This is a genomic window from Rummeliibacillus pycnus (assembly GCF_050459865.1).
GTDB lineage: Bacteria > Bacillota > Bacilli > Bacillales_A > Planococcaceae > Rummeliibacillus > Rummeliibacillus pycnus_B.
In genome coordinates, this window is record NZ_JBCMNM010000003.1 from 38,548 (window position 1) to 55,628 (window position 17,081).

A 17,081-nucleotide genomic window follows, 5' to 3' on the forward strand; every position below is an offset into this window, starting at 1 on the left:
AGGGGGAAGCTAGTTGAATAAAAATGGGAAACCCTTAGAAAATTGGGTTTCCCGTAGTTTTACACAATTATCAACATTAAAATTTAACAGAGCCTAAAGAAAAAATAGAAATGGATTTCTGTCTAAAAAGGATCTTTTGTGGACAATTAGTAGTGAAGTGGGTAGAAACCTCAAGACTCCTGCGGACAAGCAAGAAAGACCCTGAGCGAACGCAGTGAGTGAGGAGGCTTACTTGCTTGAACAAGGAAAGGGAGAGGCTTCTACCCACACCCGATTTTTTCATGCACAATTTAGTAGAAAAATCCGATCTAAGAAAAATAAAAACCATTTTGATCAACTCAAAATGGTTTTTATCTGTCTGTAATTTCATTTATACATTCATTTTTATTTATCTTTTATCCAAATCAACATGGTAAGTTGAAGTTTAGATACCTCTTACTTCAACAAAAGCATCGTTTTCTTGAGGTAAGACAAAATCATTTTTACGTAATACAAGATGTCCATCCTGCATTTCATAGATTTTATCGCAGTAGTGAAGAACTGATTCATCATGAGTTACCATTACTGCAGCTTTATTTTTGTCATGAACTTCTTTAGCAATAAGTTCAACAATTTCGCTACTTCTTGAAGAATCGAGGGCAGCGGTTGGCTCGTCGGCTAAAATAATATCTGGTTCATTCATAAAAGCTCGGGCGATGGCTACACGTTGTTTTTCACCACCAGATAAATGCTGTACGAATTTGTTGGCACGATTTGATAAACCAACTGATTCTAAAAGATCATCTGCACGTTTTTTTGCTTCATCATTCCAATTGCCAGCTAATTCTGTTACAAGTTTTAATTGATCTTTTACCTTTAAGTAAGGTACTAAATTGGAAGCTTGGAAAATGTATCCGATAGAGCGTAAACGTACATCTGCCTTTTGCTTTTCATTATAGTTAGCTATATTTTCACCATTGATCAATACTTCTCCACCGTCTGGACTTTGAAGTGCACCTGCAATTGATAAAACTGTACTTTTACCAGAACCCGATGGACCAACAACGGCAACGAATTCACCACGCTCAACTGTGAAATCTACATTGTGTAAGATTTCAATCTCTTTATCTCCATCTTTGAAATTCTTTGTAATTGATTTTAGTTGTAAAGGTATTGTAGTCATTATTCAACTCTCCCCATTGCTTGTAGTGGATCGGCTTTCACAATACTTGTGCTTGAGAAAAGTGCACCAAGTAATGAAACGGCTAATAATACGCCACCGAATTTCATGATTAACGCAAAGTCAAAGACAAATGGAATCCCATTTGGCATAATCTTTTGCAAAATATATGCAAAGCCAATTGCTAAACTAATACTAATAATTGAAAGTACAAGTACTTGGAGCATAGTAGAGCCAATTAAGAAGCCGTTCTTTGCACCGATTGCTTTTAAAATACCAAATTGGTTTACTTTTTGAATCGTCATAATGTAGAAGAATGCTGCTAGTACGAACACTGCAATTACGATTAAAAATGCAAGCATCATAAATAATGAGCTTTGTTCAGCATCATATCCTGGCATCTTTTTCACAACATCGTCTTTAGAAACCCATTTACCATCAGCGACGTGTTTTTCAACATCTGCTTTTGTATTGCTAGAGGAGTTCTGTACTGCAATAGCGTTATAAGAAGCGCGTTCTTTCCCTCCAAAAAATGCATTCCATGTTTTGTTATTCATAAAGACAACAGGTGTATGACTGTACGTTTGATTTTCTGTAAAACCAACTACTGTAAATGTTGTTTTTGTATTTTCTTCATAAAGTTTGTCCCCAATTTTAACACCTTGCTTTTGGAGTGTTTTGTCTGCGACAACTGTGTTTTTTGTAGTTGTATTTAAGTCTTTACCCTCTGTTACAGTAGGCATAATAAACTTCTCTGGGTTTAGCCCCATTAATGTTACGTCAACTTTTTTCTTTGAGTTTGTATCTTTAAGTGACATCATTTGTAATCCAAAAGCTTGTGCGTGATCATTGTCCAATTTTGCAACATCATTTGCTGAAAAATGAGAACGATCCAAACGATTTTCCGAATCTTTAGCTAAATAGTAGCTAGTAGCATCCATATTTTTCATAGACGATGCGTTATCATTTGCCAACCCATTTGCCAGTCCGCTAATGATAAAGACTAGAGACGATATGAAAAATAAGATAAAGCCAATTAATATATAACGTAGTTTAAAAAATTGAATTTCTTTTAATGATAATGAAAACATCTTTCATCATCCTCCTGTTTTGTTGATACCCTTACTATACAAGGGGATTATGAATGGAATATGAATAAAAAATGTAAAAAAAATCCAGTAACTAAATTAGCTACTGGATTTTGAATATTGTTTCGGTAAAGTAATTGTAAAAGTAGTGCCCTTATCTATTTCGCTATCAACTGAAATACTACCGTGATGCATTGTAATTATGGACTTCACGATGGATAATCCAAGTCCTGTTCCTGGAGTTGACTTTGTACGAGAAGTATCAGCTCGATAGAAACGGTCAAAAATTCGCAGTTGTTGTTCTTTAGTCATTCCGATACCCGTATCACTAAATGAAATAATAATATGATCTGCATGGTCCTCTAACGAAATATCCATTCGACCACCATCACGATTATATTTCATCGCATTTGTTAGTAAATTATCGAACACATTGTTCAGCAAAACTGGATCACCTTCAATGCTAACTTCAGGCAAATTATAACTAAGCATAATCCCTTTTTCTCCAATAGCCCACTGATATTGGCGAGCTAATTCTTTGATCAAGCCTGATAATTCAAAGTGTTCAGGTTTGACTAGATTATTTGTTTGATCCAATGAAGTTAATAATAATAGTTGCTGTGTTAATGATGATAAACGATTAATTTCACCATTAATCACATTAATATACTGTGATTTTTGTGAAGAACTTAAATTTTCTTTTTCCAATAGATTGGTATAGCCTTTAATATTTGATAATGGTGATTGAATATCATGTGAGACGTTGGAGATAAACTCTTTCCTTATATCTTCGGTTTGTTCAAGTTGATGTGCCATATGAGAGAAGCTGTTAGCGAGCCTTCCGATTTCATCTTTTCGATCGATATCAAGCTGTACATTAAAGTTTCCAGCTGCTAGATCATGAGTTGCATTTGTTAAATGAGTAATAGGCTTTACTAAATATTTGGTACTTATCAAGATAAACACTATGATTAATACAAAGGTTAACGAGAAAAGAATTCCGAAAAGTATATGCATTTCATTAAATAATAGCTTAATATCTGGTCGTAAAAACAGAGCGTATTCATGGCCATTATGTTTTAGTGGAACCCCAATTGTATTTCGTAATTCGTTGGCAAAAAAGCCTGTAACAAAAGTTTCTTGTGGGAAATTCAAAATCCCGTGATAAACTTGTCCATGTAATACATATGCAATCGATTGTTTAGGTAAATCTTTTACTCGATAATCTGCTCCAAAGAATTGCTCATTACCAGAGTCATCAACTAAATAGAGTTGATAGCCAACTGAAGCTATGTTGTTTAAATAATCTTTTAGGTTAACATCTGGATGTGAATCGGTGAACTTTGCAATATCAAGAGCAATTTTCGTATTTTTTTCATCGTTGTATGGCTTAAGCTTTTGTTGATAATACGTATTTGAAATCAGAAAAGCAATAACACCACTCATAAACATGATGGCGATCGAGATGATTACAAATTTTGAGTAAAGAGATTTCATTAAAATTCCTCCAACATATAGCCGACACCACGTATTGTTTTTATATGTACATGTTCGGCAATGCCTTTAAAATGTTCGCGTAATCGTTTGATATGAACATCAACCGTACGATCATCTCCAATAAAATCCATTCCCCATACTTGCTCAATGAGTTGTTCTCGACTAAATGTCTGTTTTTGATGTGTCATTAAGAAGCATAATAACTCGAATTCCTTTGGTGGTAGGAATAGTGACCGATCCTCAACTTGGACCTCATAACGATCCTTATGAATAATAATGTTGCCAGCTTTTAATACATTATCATCTTCTACAACATCATAACGGCGAAGTAATGCTTGAACCCTGAATAGTAGCTCATCAGGTTCAAACGGTTTAACCAGATAATCATCAGTACCAGCTTCGTACCCTTGTTTCTTATCAGATATTTGGCTTTTTGCCGTTAATAAAATGATAGGAATATCATAGTTTTTACGAATTTCTTTTGTAAGTGAAAATCCATCCATAAATGGCATCATGACATCGACAATGGCTAAATCACAGGATTGCTGTTTTAGCGTTTGTAAGGCCATCGTACCATCTTTTGCTTGTGTAACATTGTATCCTTCTTCACGTAAATGCGTTGCCACTAGTTCTAAAATATTCATATCATCGTCTACGATTAATATAGTCGTCATTCTTCATGCTCCTTTAAAAATAACTCTGTTACACAATGATAGCTATTTTATTAAAAAAATAGAAGTATTTTTATTTTTATGTATTTGAATCAATTTCATAAATAATAAACAACTCAATATTTCGGATAACATTTCATTCCTAGTATTTAACTAGTACGCCGCTCCAGATGGCGCTTTCCGCGGGCGAGCGTTGAGCCTCCTCGGAAGTCCGTACCGTGCTTCACTGCGGGGTCTCAACTGTCTCGCTTTCCCGCAGGAGTCGCCATCTTCCGCTTCATAGATAATGATAATGTTCTAATCGCTACTACTCAGATTTGGATCCGCTCATTATAATGTTGGTTTAGTATTTGATGATATACTCGATATATCATCATCTTATCGTTAGTAGGTTCATTATAGTGAACGTTGGAATCAACCACTATAGAATCTCCTATTGAGTTATTACTTCATTACTTCTTAGTCATATCAAGTAGCTGTAGCTTTGTAAAAAAGATTGATTGTTTATGATAAAGATTGATAAAAATGTAAAAGGGTAGTAGCTTAATATGATAAAATATAACGGTCGTAAATTTATTTTAATTGAAAATACAGAGAATGAAGAAGTTTCTATACAGACTTTATTTGATTATAGATAAGAAGGAAATATCATTTCTAAATCATATAGTGATGGAGAAATTATACAAGGGATACTAATCGAAATTTAAAAGAGGATAGTAGCTTAGAGTTTAGATATAACCTTGTAAATGCAAAAAATGAAATGAATGGGTTGTTTCCGTCACAAACTGCAGTGCAGTTCATTTTATTTTCTCCCGTCTTGATTTGAAAATGAGAAGTTTTAGGAACGATGATATAGACAGTGAGGATGGGGGGATAAAAGTATGAGAGCAGTAATGGATCAGAGGAAATGGCATTGGTTGGACTATTTTCTATTTCTCATGCGTACGGTATGGTTTACTTATAATGGCTACGCGATATTGGTTGGTTCGATTGGTTCAGTAAAGTGGATGTTACTATTATGGGCTAGTTGTTCATACATAATCCCTTATCAATTTTATCGGCCCGGGCGTATTAAATTCCAATATTATTTAATCGCCGAGGTGCTGTTAACGGGTTCATTGTTTATTTACTTATCGAGTCAGTATGAAATATCAGTGACTTACAGTTTTCTACTCTTACCTATCATGACTGTTGCTTATGCTTGTCAAGTTAAGCCATTAATTTGGTTAGGACCTTTTTTATTAGCTGGTACATGGGCCAGTATTCTCTTTACTAATTATGATTTCTTTGCACTCTTTATTGACACAACTATTTTTTATGGTATTGGCTTTTGTTTAGGGAGAATGACGATTGTCAATAACGCTAATAAAGAGTTAATTTCCTCTATTGAGGAGAAAAACAAAGATCTGGAATATTACTCAAAAAAGATTGAGGAACTGACGATTAAGGAAGAACGAAATAGAGTTTCACAAGATTTGCATGATACAGTTGGCCATATTTTCACATCGGTCATAACAAGTTTAGATGCCCTTCCTTTTCTATATCAGGCAGATAAAAAAGAAGCAGAAAAAAGTATAAAAGAGATTTCAGATTTAGCGCGAAATGGATTGAATGATGTGAGAAAAACAATTCACCATATGTCGCCAACGAATCATCAAACGCTTGTTGAATCGATGAAAGAATTGATTGCTGATTTTACCAAACATACATCAACAGATATAAAACTGAATGTCGAAGGGGATGTGACCGAAGTCGGTGAAAGAATAAAGTTTGCCATTATTCGTTGTATACAAGAAGGACTTACAAATGCGAAAAAACATGGTCAGGCAACTTTAATTAAAATAAATATTTCATTTAACCAAGAAGAATTGATTGTTCTTATTGAAGATAATGGAAATGGTTGTAATGATTTAATTTTAGGGTTTGGCTTACGCTCAATGAAAGATCGAATATCGGCATTAGCGGGTACAGTTAACTTTTATTCTAAATTGAATAACGGTATGAGGATAACGTGTAACATACCTATGGCAAAGGATGTTTAATTATAATGATTAAAGCGGCAATAGTTGAAGATCAAGAGATTTTAAGAAAAAGCTTAAAAATTGTGATTGAAAGTATTTCTGACATCGAGATAGTTGGAACTGCGGAAAATGGAGAACAGGCAATTGCTTTATGCGAAAAGGAAAACCTTGATATTGTTTTAATGGATATTCAAATGCCGGTGATGGATGGTGTACAGGCAACAGATGAAATTAAAAAACGTTGGCCCAATATAAAAGTTATCATCCTTACTACTTTTCAAGATGTTACACACGTTTTGAATGCCTTAAATGCTGGTGCGGAAGGTTATATATTAAAAGCTGTTGATCCTGAATTTTTAGTTCAGGGAATTAAAATGGTGTTTCACGGAGGTTCCCTCATTCCTCAACAATTAGCAAAAGAGGTGTTTGGTCAGATACAATCCAATAATAACGAACACACGGAACAATTTGACTATAACTCTATGAATCATCCATATGATTTAAATAATCAAGAATTAAAAGTTTTAAAATGTATAACTCAAGGATTGTCCAATAAAGACATTTCAGAAAAGATGTATCTTTCAATTGGAACTGTGAAAAATTATATTTCCAACATTTATTCGAAGTTAAATGTAAAAAACAGGTCTGCTGCTATAATTAAAGCAATGGAAGAGAGTCTAGTAGAAGATAAGAAACATTGAAGTAAAAGAATGTAGACAAAGTTAAATCGACTTTGTCTACATTCTTTTTTAATTGTGATGAACTGGAACGTTATCTTGAATTTGTTTACCATGGGCAATTCCATCATTTACAGTCTGACCGTGGATCGTCTTTAGAGAGCATCAATTACTTTTCAATAGCCACTTTTTTAAAGAAGTAATTAGCCAATGGTCATAAGTTGTCGTTTTTTTAAAATAGTTATTACTTTTTAATGACTTACCGGCACTACATTATATTACTTTTTATTTGTATAGTAAAAGTATGAAATGAAATTTAAAAAGGAGGTAAAAAAGTGCATGCTCAAATCCAGTACAACTTGCAAACTGTTTATTTTAATGAAGATGGAAAAGACGTGAATAAAGATACACTAAGTTAGAATAAAGTTCATTTTATAGAATTGGGGGACACCATGAAAAGTTTAACAGTAACAAAAATCGGAAAATTAATACTAATCCTTCTTATGTTTATTATTACATCATTAAATGAGAAGGCTTTGGCAGCTGAAAATCATAATGATTTAGACGTTTCTAAAATTGATGAATACATGAACAATGAACTTAAGAGACAAAAAATCCCCGGTGCTTCTATAGCGATAGTAAAAGGTGATAAAGTACAATATATCAAAGGTTATGGAATTTCAGAACCTAATGGAAATAAAATGACACCACAGACGCCAGTTGTCCTTGGATCTGTAAGTAAATCTTTTACTGCACTAGCCATCATGCAATTAGTAGACCAAGGAATGATTCAATTGGATAATCCGGTTCAACAATATATACCTTGGTTTAGAGTATCAGATGAGGAAGCATCAAAAGAAATTACCATCCGGCATTTATTAAATCATACCAGTGGAATATCTGAATATGATGGGCAACGTGCTATATCTGAAGGTGATCAATCGTTAAAAAAACTTGTAGAGAGTTTAAAAGGACTACGCCTAGAAAAAAAAGTCGGTGAATCATACCAATATTCCAATCTGAATTACGCTATTTTAGGTTTAGTCATTGAAGAAGTCACAAAGACTCCCTATGATGAATATATAAGAAGAAATATTTATAAACCGCTTCAAATGGTAAATAGTTATACAGATCCAAAAGAAGATAAAAACAATACGATAGCAACTGGCTATAGAACGATGTTTGGATTTAAACTACCAACAGAACAATTAAATCATGAAGCAAACGTTCCTCATGGTTATCTCATTTCAAGTGCTGAAGATATGGCAAATTATATGATTGCTATATTAAATAATGGTCAATTTAAAGGTGAAAGAGTTTTGACAAAACAAAGTATGGCTGAAATGCATCAACCATCATCTTTTATTGATAATCATACTTATTATGCGATGGGATGGGAAGTAAATAATGATGTGATATCGCATAATGGTTGGACGGAAAATACATATACAAGGGTTCTTTTAGATAATGAGTATGGAATTACATTACTAATCAATTCATTCGATTATTTAAATAGTAATCGATATGATCAGATGGTGACGAATCTATACAATTTTGTTAAACATAATGAACCTCTGAAAAGCGAAGAGAATCCTTTTTTGATTTATATCATATTTGATTTAATTATTGTTGTGGCAATGGTATTTATAACTTTTTCAATTTATAAAATGTTCAAACAGCAAAAACGTAAAGTAAAGCATTTCAGGGTAATAGTTAATGTAGTGTCTTTGCTTGTTTTTAACTTCTTACTACCATTATTAATATTGTATGATTTTACTATAGTTGCACCATTATCAACGGTAACATTATTTGTTCCAGGCATTGGGCATGCTTTATTTATCATTTCAATATCCCTAATTATTCTGGGCGTAATTAAGATTGGTAAACTAATACGTATTAAGCTAAACGCAGATAAAAGCTCAAAAGAAAATAGGAGAGTAATTGAATTCAATGAAATTAACCATAAGTCATATGATAAATTCATTAATTGAGAATTAACAAGTTGAATTTTCTTGTAACCATAATAAGGAGGGCGTTGATCCAAAGGATTAACGCTTTTTCTGTTGAAATTATTGCACTAACAGAGGAGGCTTCCGAGGAGGCTCAACGATCGCTTAGCACGAAAGCGCCATCTGGAGCGGCATACTATGTTAATACTGGAAATGAAAAAATATCCGAATTATTGAGTAGTTTATTTAGAAACTATTCGCATTTTTTAACTAGAAAAGCATTTATGAAATTGACTCATTAATGTAAAAAATAAAACATTAACAATTCAACTTTGTATTTCAATTAAAACATGTTCTGTTCTATTATTTCATAACATGGAATATGTGTTGTCCTTAGAGGGGGTTTATATGTATTTCCTAAAGAAAGCCTCAATTATAATTATTGGAAGTGTTTTTTTATCACTTGGAATAAACTTATTTTTAACACCTTATAAAATACTAGATGGGGGAATTGTAGGATTAGCATTAATTTTAAACTATTTATACAATTTGAAAGTTGGCCTAATGATTATTATTTTGAGTATGCCGATTTTTATTGTTGCTTGGTTTAGATATAGAACTTATTTTTACAATAGTTTGCATGGTTTACTTTTATCCTCTTTTACCATTGATTTATTAAAACCCTTCCGCTCCTTAATTGATATTAGTGCAGTTTTTAGTTCGATTTTAGGAGGAATCTTTGTTGGTATTGGCATTGGATTAATGTTACGATACCGTACAAGTACTGGAGGGACTGATCTAGTTGCTCAATTCGTAAGTGTTAAAACAGGTGTAAACGTTGGAATTGTTATTTTCATGATTGATATCATTGTTATTTTATTAGGGGGAGTTTTAATATCAGCACATACGCTCTTACTATCAATTATTACTTTATTAGTAGTTGGGATAACAACTAGTCTCATTACAAGGAAAATTGTTCATACCTAATCGAAGGATCGAGCAAACATACAACAATTTGTGTTGAAAGACAAAAAAATCGAGAACTGACATAGTAAGAAAAAAGCATGGCGAATGCCATGCTTTTTTACGTATCGTTGGGGAATGTTCTTCTAATTATTTATTGTCAGTAGATTTATCGGAATTTAATTGTCACCTTTTGCTTCTTTTTTAGGATCAGACAGCTTAATTTTCTTCATAAAGAATGATAAAATGGCACCCAATATTACAAATATTAAGCCAATAAGAAATACGCTATGCAATGCATCAACTAATGTAGATTTTAGAATAGGAACCATCATATTTTGAATCGAAGTAGGAATTTTTTCTAATGTTTCTGGACTTAGCAACATATTATAGACCCCTTGAGGCGACTCTTTAATCATACCTTCAAATTGTTGTACTAACGGACCTGCTTCTGGTGGAAGCTTCTCTAGCGTAGGAACTAATTGGTCTGTGAGTAAATTTGTTGAACGGTAATTCATAACAGCTCCCAAAATTGTCATTCCAAATGTTCCACCGATTTGACGGAAAAATTGACTGGATGATGTAACAACACCTAATTCTGACTTTGGAAAACTTTCTTGTAAGGCAAGGGTTAGAATTGGCATTACTAATCCCATACCTAAGCCAAGTGTTGCCATAAAGCTCATTGCCACTAATTTTGTAGTGTCAATCTGCATTGTCGATAATAACCAAAAACCTACTCCCATGATAATCATACCAATGATAATTTGCGTTTTAACGCCAATCTTTCTAACTAACTGACCTCCAAAAATACTTGCAACCATCATGGATACCATCATTGGAATCATCGTCGTTCCAGATTGTGATGGACTCATTCCTATTATCCCTTGCATAAATAGAGGAACAAACATAATGGCACCAAACATTCCCACAGACATAAGGAATCCAATACCGTTTAAAATGGAAAAAGTCTTATTTTTAAATAAATGCATAGGTAAAATCGCATCGCTTGTTTTAGATTCAATGATAACAAAACTAATGAGAAACACAGCAGATATTACAAAAAGAGAGACAATCTGCCATGAGCCCCATGGATAATCCTTACCTCCAAATGTCAAAGCAAGAAGTAAACTAACAACGCCAACAATCATCGTAAAGATTCCAGCGAAGTCTATTTTAATTGGTCCTTCTAGTTTTTTATTTTTAAGCCCTAAACTAATTAAAATGGCTGCAAGAATACCAACTGGCATATTAATGTAAAATACCCATCTCCAGTTGGCCGCATCTACAATCCACCCGCCAATCTGGGGACCTATAACGGATGAGAGACCGAAAATAGCACCGAAAACACCTTGCCATTTTGCTCTTTGGGCACCCGTAAAAATATCACCAATAATAATCATTGCCATTGGCATCATTACGCCTCCGCCTAAACCTTGAATTCCACGGAAAATGATTAATTGGGTCATTGATTGTGCCATTCCACAAAGAGCAGAGCCAATCAAGAATATAATAATCCCCGTAACATACACGGATTTGCGCCCAATCAAATCTGCCAATTTACCTGTAACAGGTACAACGGTAGTGGATGTTAGCATGTAGGCTGTTGTAAGCCATGTCATGACACCTAATCCTCCAAGTTCCCCTACAATTCTTGGCATAGCAGTTCCAACAATTGTATTATCAAGTGCAGCGAAAAGCATAGCAACTAATAAACCGACGATCAATAGACCCCGATGTTTAGTACTCTCATCTTCAAAAGCTACTGCTTTCTGAGTATCCATTTAAACCAACTCCTTTAATCTCTTACAAAACTTTGCATATACACCTTGTTGTTAAAGTTTTTTCTCACCTACTCAATAGGTGAGAAATCCCTTATCAAAGAGGTTATTTGATATTTATTTTTCATAATCAACTTTTTTCTCATATATTATCCTTGTGAAATCAATTATTTTACTTCTTTAGCCATAATAGTGATTTTCGTTGTCAGTTCATCTAATGCGAATATATAGGGCAAAAAGATGTGACGCCAATTTTTTATATCTTCCATTAGGAATTTTCTCGTTTTTGGAGTTCTAAAATGCCTATTTATACATGTCTTTATAAACACCTTTTTTAAGGAATGAAAGTTCTAAAGTATAATTATTTATCGCTTCATTCAAGGGTAGGTCCTTTGCGAAATTATGAATAAGATTTTGGAATGTCACAGCCATGAAAATCTTCAGAACATGGAATAATTCTTTTTTATCAGTTATGTTAAGTTTTTCTGTATTTATTAGACCCATAATTTCTGATAATGGATTTTCATCCGCGTTCACATTTTGAGTTAATGTATTTTCAACTTTATAATTCATATTCAAAAAGGTATTCCTAAAAAAGTTGCAATTTTCCATACTCCGAAATTTAATTAACATATAATGAAAAAAATCAATAAATGAATCAAATAAATCGCCATTCTTTTCTCTTAAAATCGAGGTAAACTTCTCATTATCCCTTTTGGAGTTCTCATTTAATAAATAGAAGAAAACATCCTCTTTATCCTCAAAGTATTGATAAAAACTACCCCTAGGTATTCCTGCGTCCTTAATAATATTGGAAATTGATGCTTCGAATAATGGAACTCTTGAAAATTCCTTCATAGCTGCATTTATTAAGGTTTCTTTTTTATCTTCTGGTAAATTAAAAAAGGTTTGTTTAGGCATTATTTTCCTCCCATCTCATAAATGACACTTTGTCATAATTGAATATGAGATAATAATAATAAATGACAACATGTCATATGTCAATGAAAATATATGACACGTTGTCATGATTATTTATTATTTTGCTCTCAAACTCGGTAAATATTCTCCGAAACGAAGATCCAATGATCAATATGCATTCTTCTTATTAAACAAGAGGGGAGGGATTTAGTTTAATAACTATAAAAAAACAATGGGAAACGAATGTTTCCCATTGTTTTCGTGTTAATCGACTGGTGTTTTTATGAATCGTTTTGAAAATTTAATTGAATTTATTTCACTAATGAAAGTTGAGCCTAAAAGCAATACTCCACCAAGGATTTGAATAAATGTCATTTGCTCTTGTAGAATAACTGCTGAAATTAGTATCGCAACAAATGGATCTACATAACTAAGCATTGCAATACTTTGCCCCTTTAAATTTTCCATACCCGAGAAGAAAAGCCAAAATCCAATACCGGTGTTAATGACCCCTAAAATGAAAATGAAGGGAATGGAAGAACTAGGCACTTCAAAAATGCCGAAGCCAGATGTAAAGAAAACATATGGCACAAGAAGTAGTGCGGTTAGTCCAAGCTGAATAATTGTCAACTCTAACTTTTCCATATTTTTAATAAATTTATTTATCAGCAATAATGTAGCGTAAAATGCAGCTGCAATTAAACCAAAAGAAAGTCCAATGATATCATTTATTTTAGATGCACTTATCCCTTCTCCTACAATCAAAATTAGACCAAGGATTGCAACAATAACATAAATACATTTTTGAATCGATAATTTTTCTTTAAGTATAAAGGGAGAAAGCAACATCACAAATACAGGTGCAAAATAATATCCAAGTGTTGCATTTGCAATTGTCGTATGGTCATATGACTGATAAAGAAAAATCCAATTGCCCCCCAATGCAATACTAGAAAGTAACAACAATAAAGCATTAAGTTTAACAATATCCCAAGATATTTTCTTCTTCAACATGAAGAAAATTAATAATAAAAATAACCATCCTATAAAACTACTTAGTAAAGCTCTTTCGCTCGAAGAAAGATCAATGTGTCGGTTAACTAAACCAATTGTACCGAAAATGATCATTGATAATATAAACTGTATTTTAGATTTCATCGTTTACTCCTTCGAATCTGCGAAACAGCTTATATTTCGCAGATTCTTAATCTGTTTTTAATATAAGCTTGTTTATAGCTGAATAATTAGTTGGAGTAAATGGTGGTGGCGGTGAGGTTGAAAACGGCTTCCAAATGTATAAATTAATATTTGATAATGGCATAATAACCCTCCTATTTCTGATAGCATACTAATATTATTAATTATACTAAATAATTTTTGTTTTTAGTAAGAATTTTCAAATTACTTAAAGGGGCTACAATTTCCTCCGTTTATGGTGGTTATTATTTTATAAATTTAATGATAAAAAAAATGTAAGATAAATAATAATACAAATATTGGGGTGATGGGATGATTATTCGACCAGCAAAAGAACTTTTTCTAGATGGGAATGATAAGGCGATATTACTCTTGCATTCTTACACTAGTCATACACGAGATATGAAAAAATTAGCTGAATACCTAAACGAACATATTGGTTGTACTTGTTATGTACCGTTATACAAGGGACATGGTGGAAAACCAGAAGCCTTGCTAACTACTAATATCAATGATTGGTGGAAAGATTCACTAGAGGCATATTATTTTCTACAACAAAAAGGTTATAAAAAGATTTATCTTATTGGATTATCTGTAGGTGGTATCTTATCATTGAAATTAGCGCAGGAAGTGCAAATTGAACGACTTATTGTAATGTCAGTCCCAAAAGATCGGACGCCTAAACGATTAAAACAACGATTAATTGATTATTCAAAAGCATTTAAGCAGTTAGAAGGGAAAACATCTGAAGAGATTGCAAAAGAATTGTTGCCTTTTCAGGAAATGTCACTACATACATTTGAAACGTTCCAGCATTTTATTCATCAGACAATAGATAATGTCTCGCAAATTACAGCCCCAATGGCAATCTATTATGGAAACAAGGACGATTCTTTGTATGTAGAAAGTGCAAGTTTGATATATGAAAATGTAACTTCAAATGAGAAGCAAATAAAGTCTTTTCCAAACTCTACACATTTAATGACTTTAGGAAGAGATAAAGAATCAATTTTTGAAGAAGTAATGTCTTTTATTAAATAATTTAAAGACTCTTGCTATAATTCATAAGTTTGAAGGGAATCGTAATAGCTTAAAATAAAAGGGTTTAAATCAAAAAAAGAATCAAGTTTTTCTGCAAAACTGAAGTTGGAGAAGGGGGAAATAGTTTTCGAATTTTAATAGAACCTAAAAAGAGTTATAATTAAATAGGAAGAAACTCAAAAGATAGAAGGTTGGATTTCAATAATGGACGAGCAATTAGCAGATTGGATTACGCGTTTTCAAAAGGAGAAAGATATCGAGGCTCTAGCAAGTTTAAAAGACTATTGTTACGATATGATTGAACCTTTAATCGCGGAATTTACGGAGAAATATGGTGAAGATGCGGGAGAGTTATTACGTTTAAAATGGGATAAGAGATTTTATTTTATTTTTACAAAGTATCAATTGAATGTTGGCTTGCCTTTAGACACTTTTGTCAGCAATACGTATCGCTTTTATTTTATGCAGGTTTTAAAAAAGGCAGGGTATTTAAATAGATAGTAGGGTTGTGTTAGTGAAACACTAAACATACAAAACCCTGGCTTGTTTAAGAACGAGTCAGGGTTTTTGTATGTTATTGATAAATAATATCTTCTGCTAGATGGGTAAATACTTCACCGATAATTGAGTCTTCGTCATAAACAGAAGAACCTGTATTTTCCTCAGGTTGAGCAAATGGAATTTGAGCAATGATATTTGTTTGAAGTTCATCTGCTAATTTTTCGGCACCACCTTGACCGAATAGATAGTTCTTTTCACCAGTTGAATTTTCAAAGTAAGCCATATTTTCAACAACACCAATAATGGTATGTTTGGTATGTTGAGCCATTAAACCTGCACGAGAAGCTACATGAGAAGCGGCATTGTGAGGTGTTGTCACAATTATTTCTTGAGCTTGTGGAATCATTGCCGCCACATCAATGGCAACATCTCCTGTACCAGGTGGTAAATCTAGTAGGAGATAATCTAATTCGCCCCAAACTGTGTTGACAAGGAAATTGCGAATCCATTTGTTGAGCATTGGGCCACGCCACATGACGGGTTGGTTATCATTTGTAAAAAAGCCCATCGACATGATTTTCACACCATCACTCACAACAGGAATAGCTGTTTGGTCAAGCATTGTTGGTTTTTGATCAGTCTTCATCATAGCAGGAATACTAAATCCATAAATGTCTGCATCTAAAATACCTACTTTTTTTCCTAGACGGGCAAGGGCAACCGCTAAATTAATCGTAACAGTTGACTTTCCGACACCGCCTTTACCACTGGTTACTGCAATAAATTTAACACCCGAATTGGGTAGAAGCATCTTAGGCATACCTTTTTCTGACACACTTTGTGATTTTAAAGAAGCTGTTAAACTGCGACGTTCGTTATCTGTCATTGAACCAAATTTGATCGAGACACTTGAAGCGCCAATTTCTTTTAAAGCTTGTTCAATATCTTGTTGAATTTTTGCTTTTAGTGGACAACCTTGAATGGTTAAGATAACGTCAAGTGAGATATGCGTACCGTCAACTTGAATATTGCGAACCATATTCAAGTCGACGATGCTTTTATGAAGTTCCGGGTCATCAATTTTCTTTAGTACATTTAAAATGTTCTCGTTTGTTAGCATATAAGAAATCTCCTTACTATTCTAAGCCTTTGCCAAGCCCTTTTAAGAAATGAATGCCAAAGTTTAGAGCGCGATTGATATCAGGATCTTTTAACAGTTTTACCAATTTGAAGACACTAACTTTTTCATCAGACTCTACCGCTTTGTTTGCTTCATCTAAGCCAGTATTTAAACTCTCAACAAGTTTTGTTGTCGTTTCTGGATTCATTTCAGATAATACTCCAGCAACTCCCATTAAGTTGTTGATTATATTCGTAACGGGCTTCCGAGTCATTTGACCAAGTGCAATATGAGCTACTTCTTCTTTTGCTTCAATTAGTTTTGTAGCTGCTTCAAGTGCTCCGATATCATTTAATTCTGCCATGATAGTAAAGACTTGATTAACAGTTTCTTCATTCTCAGAAAGTAGTTGTTTTAAATTCTCTAGCTTTTGTTCTTTAAGTTGTTCTTCTGTTAATTGTTGTTTATTTATAGTTGTAATTGGTTTAGCCATTT

At 33.2% G+C, this 17,081-nt stretch carries 16 protein-coding genes; 7 read left to right on the plus strand and 9 right to left on the minus strand.

Features of this window, described 5'->3' with window-relative positions:
- Positions 1-424 precede the first annotated feature (424 nt).
- The 4 genes from ABE048_RS00315 to ABE048_RS00330 form a co-directional block, all read right to left on the minus strand.
- Positions 425-1,153 carry an ABC transporter ATP-binding protein gene (locus tag ABE048_RS00315; RefSeq protein WP_430308531.1) on the minus strand — a complete coding sequence of 243 codons (729 nt, stop codon included), beginning with the start codon at positions 1,151-1,153 and terminating at the stop codon, positions 425-427.
- Between the two features lie 8 nt (positions 1,154-1,161).
- The gene (locus ABE048_RS00320; protein WP_430308487.1) at positions 1,162-2,250 is read right to left on the minus strand and encodes an ABC transporter permease; all 1,089 of its coding nucleotides are present in this window, start codon (positions 2,248-2,250) and stop codon (positions 1,162-1,164) included.
- Positions 2,251-2,346: 96 nt separating this feature from the next.
- Positions 2,347-3,744 carry a sensor histidine kinase gene (locus tag ABE048_RS00325; protein WP_430308488.1) on the minus strand — a complete coding sequence of 466 codons (1,398 nt, stop codon included), beginning with the start codon at positions 3,742-3,744 and terminating at the stop codon, positions 2,347-2,349.
- Positions 3,744-4,418 carry a response regulator transcription factor gene (locus ABE048_RS00330; RefSeq protein WP_430308489.1) on the minus strand — a complete coding sequence of 225 codons (675 nt, stop codon included), beginning with the start codon at positions 4,416-4,418 and terminating at the stop codon, positions 3,744-3,746. The genes ABE048_RS00325 and ABE048_RS00330 overlap by 1 nt, the downstream gene beginning before the upstream one ends.
- Before the next feature lie 878 nt (positions 4,419-5,296).
- Between ABE048_RS00330 and ABE048_RS00335 the strand changes: the two genes are divergently transcribed.
- The 4 genes from ABE048_RS00335 (at position 5,297) to ABE048_RS00350 (ending at position 10,049) form a co-directional block, all read left to right on the plus strand.
- The gene (locus tag ABE048_RS00335) at positions 5,297-6,457 is read left to right on the plus strand and encodes a sensor histidine kinase (RefSeq protein ID WP_430308490.1); all 1,161 of its coding nucleotides are present in this window, start codon (positions 5,297-5,299) and stop codon (positions 6,455-6,457) included.
- A gap of 5 nt (positions 6,458-6,462) precedes the next feature.
- On the plus strand, positions 6,463-7,137 hold the full coding sequence (locus ABE048_RS00340; protein WP_430308491.1) for a response regulator: 675 nt from the start codon (positions 6,463-6,465) through the stop codon (positions 7,135-7,137).
- Positions 7,138-7,565: 428 nt separating this feature from the next.
- Positions 7,566-9,104 carry a serine hydrolase domain-containing protein gene (locus ABE048_RS00345; RefSeq protein ID WP_430308492.1) on the plus strand — a complete coding sequence of 513 codons (1,539 nt, stop codon included), beginning with the start codon at positions 7,566-7,568 and terminating at the stop codon, positions 9,102-9,104.
- 366 nt (positions 9,105-9,470) lie between these two features.
- Positions 9,471-10,049, plus strand: a complete 579-nt coding sequence (locus ABE048_RS00350) for a YitT family protein (protein ID WP_430308493.1) — start codon at positions 9,471-9,473, stop codon at positions 10,047-10,049.
- A gap of 155 nt (positions 10,050-10,204) precedes the next feature.
- Here ABE048_RS00350 and ABE048_RS00355 read toward each other — a convergent pair whose 3' ends face one another.
- The 3 genes from ABE048_RS00355 to ABE048_RS00365 form a co-directional block, all read right to left on the minus strand.
- A complete protein-coding gene (locus ABE048_RS00355) occupies positions 10,205-11,809 on the minus strand; it encodes an MDR family MFS transporter (protein ID WP_430308494.1) in 1,605 nt (534 codons plus the stop codon).
- A 300-nt stretch (positions 11,810-12,109) separates the two neighbouring features.
- Positions 12,110-12,727 (minus strand): TetR/AcrR family transcriptional regulator, encoded by a 618-nt coding sequence (locus tag ABE048_RS00360; protein WP_430308495.1) that lies wholly within the window; start codon positions 12,725-12,727, stop codon positions 12,110-12,112.
- A gap of 264 nt (positions 12,728-12,991) precedes the next feature.
- Positions 12,992-13,885: a DMT family transporter gene (locus tag ABE048_RS00365; RefSeq protein ID WP_430308496.1), complete on the minus strand. Its 894-nt coding sequence runs from the start codon at positions 13,883-13,885 to the stop codon at positions 12,992-12,994.
- 351 nt (positions 13,886-14,236) lie between these two features.
- Between ABE048_RS00365 and ABE048_RS00370 the strand changes: the two genes are divergently transcribed.
- From ABE048_RS00370 to ABE048_RS00380, 3 genes are all read left to right on the plus strand, one after another.
- Positions 14,237-14,965: an alpha/beta hydrolase gene (locus ABE048_RS00370; RefSeq protein WP_430308497.1), complete on the plus strand. Its 729-nt coding sequence runs from the start codon at positions 14,237-14,239 to the stop codon at positions 14,963-14,965.
- A gap of 54 nt (positions 14,966-15,019) precedes the next feature.
- A complete protein-coding gene (locus ABE048_RS00375; RefSeq protein WP_430308532.1) occupies positions 15,020-15,103 on the plus strand; it encodes a topoisomerase C-terminal repeat-containing protein in 84 nt (27 codons plus the stop codon).
- Between the two features lie 66 nt (positions 15,104-15,169).
- Positions 15,170-15,466 (plus strand): hypothetical protein, encoded by a 297-nt coding sequence (locus ABE048_RS00380; protein WP_430308498.1) that lies wholly within the window; start codon positions 15,170-15,172, stop codon positions 15,464-15,466.
- Positions 15,467-15,539: 73 nt separating this feature from the next.
- On the opposite strand, the gene ABE048_RS00385 is transcribed toward ABE048_RS00380, so the two are convergent.
- Together ABE048_RS00385 and ABE048_RS00390 are read right to left on the minus strand one after the other, a co-directional pair.
- Positions 15,540-16,586, minus strand: a complete 1,047-nt coding sequence (locus ABE048_RS00385; protein ID WP_430308499.1) for a P-loop NTPase — start codon at positions 16,584-16,586, stop codon at positions 15,540-15,542.
- Between the two features lie 16 nt (positions 16,587-16,602).
- The gene (locus ABE048_RS00390) at positions 16,603-17,079 is read right to left on the minus strand and encodes a DUF1641 domain-containing protein (RefSeq protein WP_430308500.1); all 477 of its coding nucleotides are present in this window, start codon (positions 17,077-17,079) and stop codon (positions 16,603-16,605) included.
- Positions 17,080-17,081 lie beyond the last annotated feature (2 nt).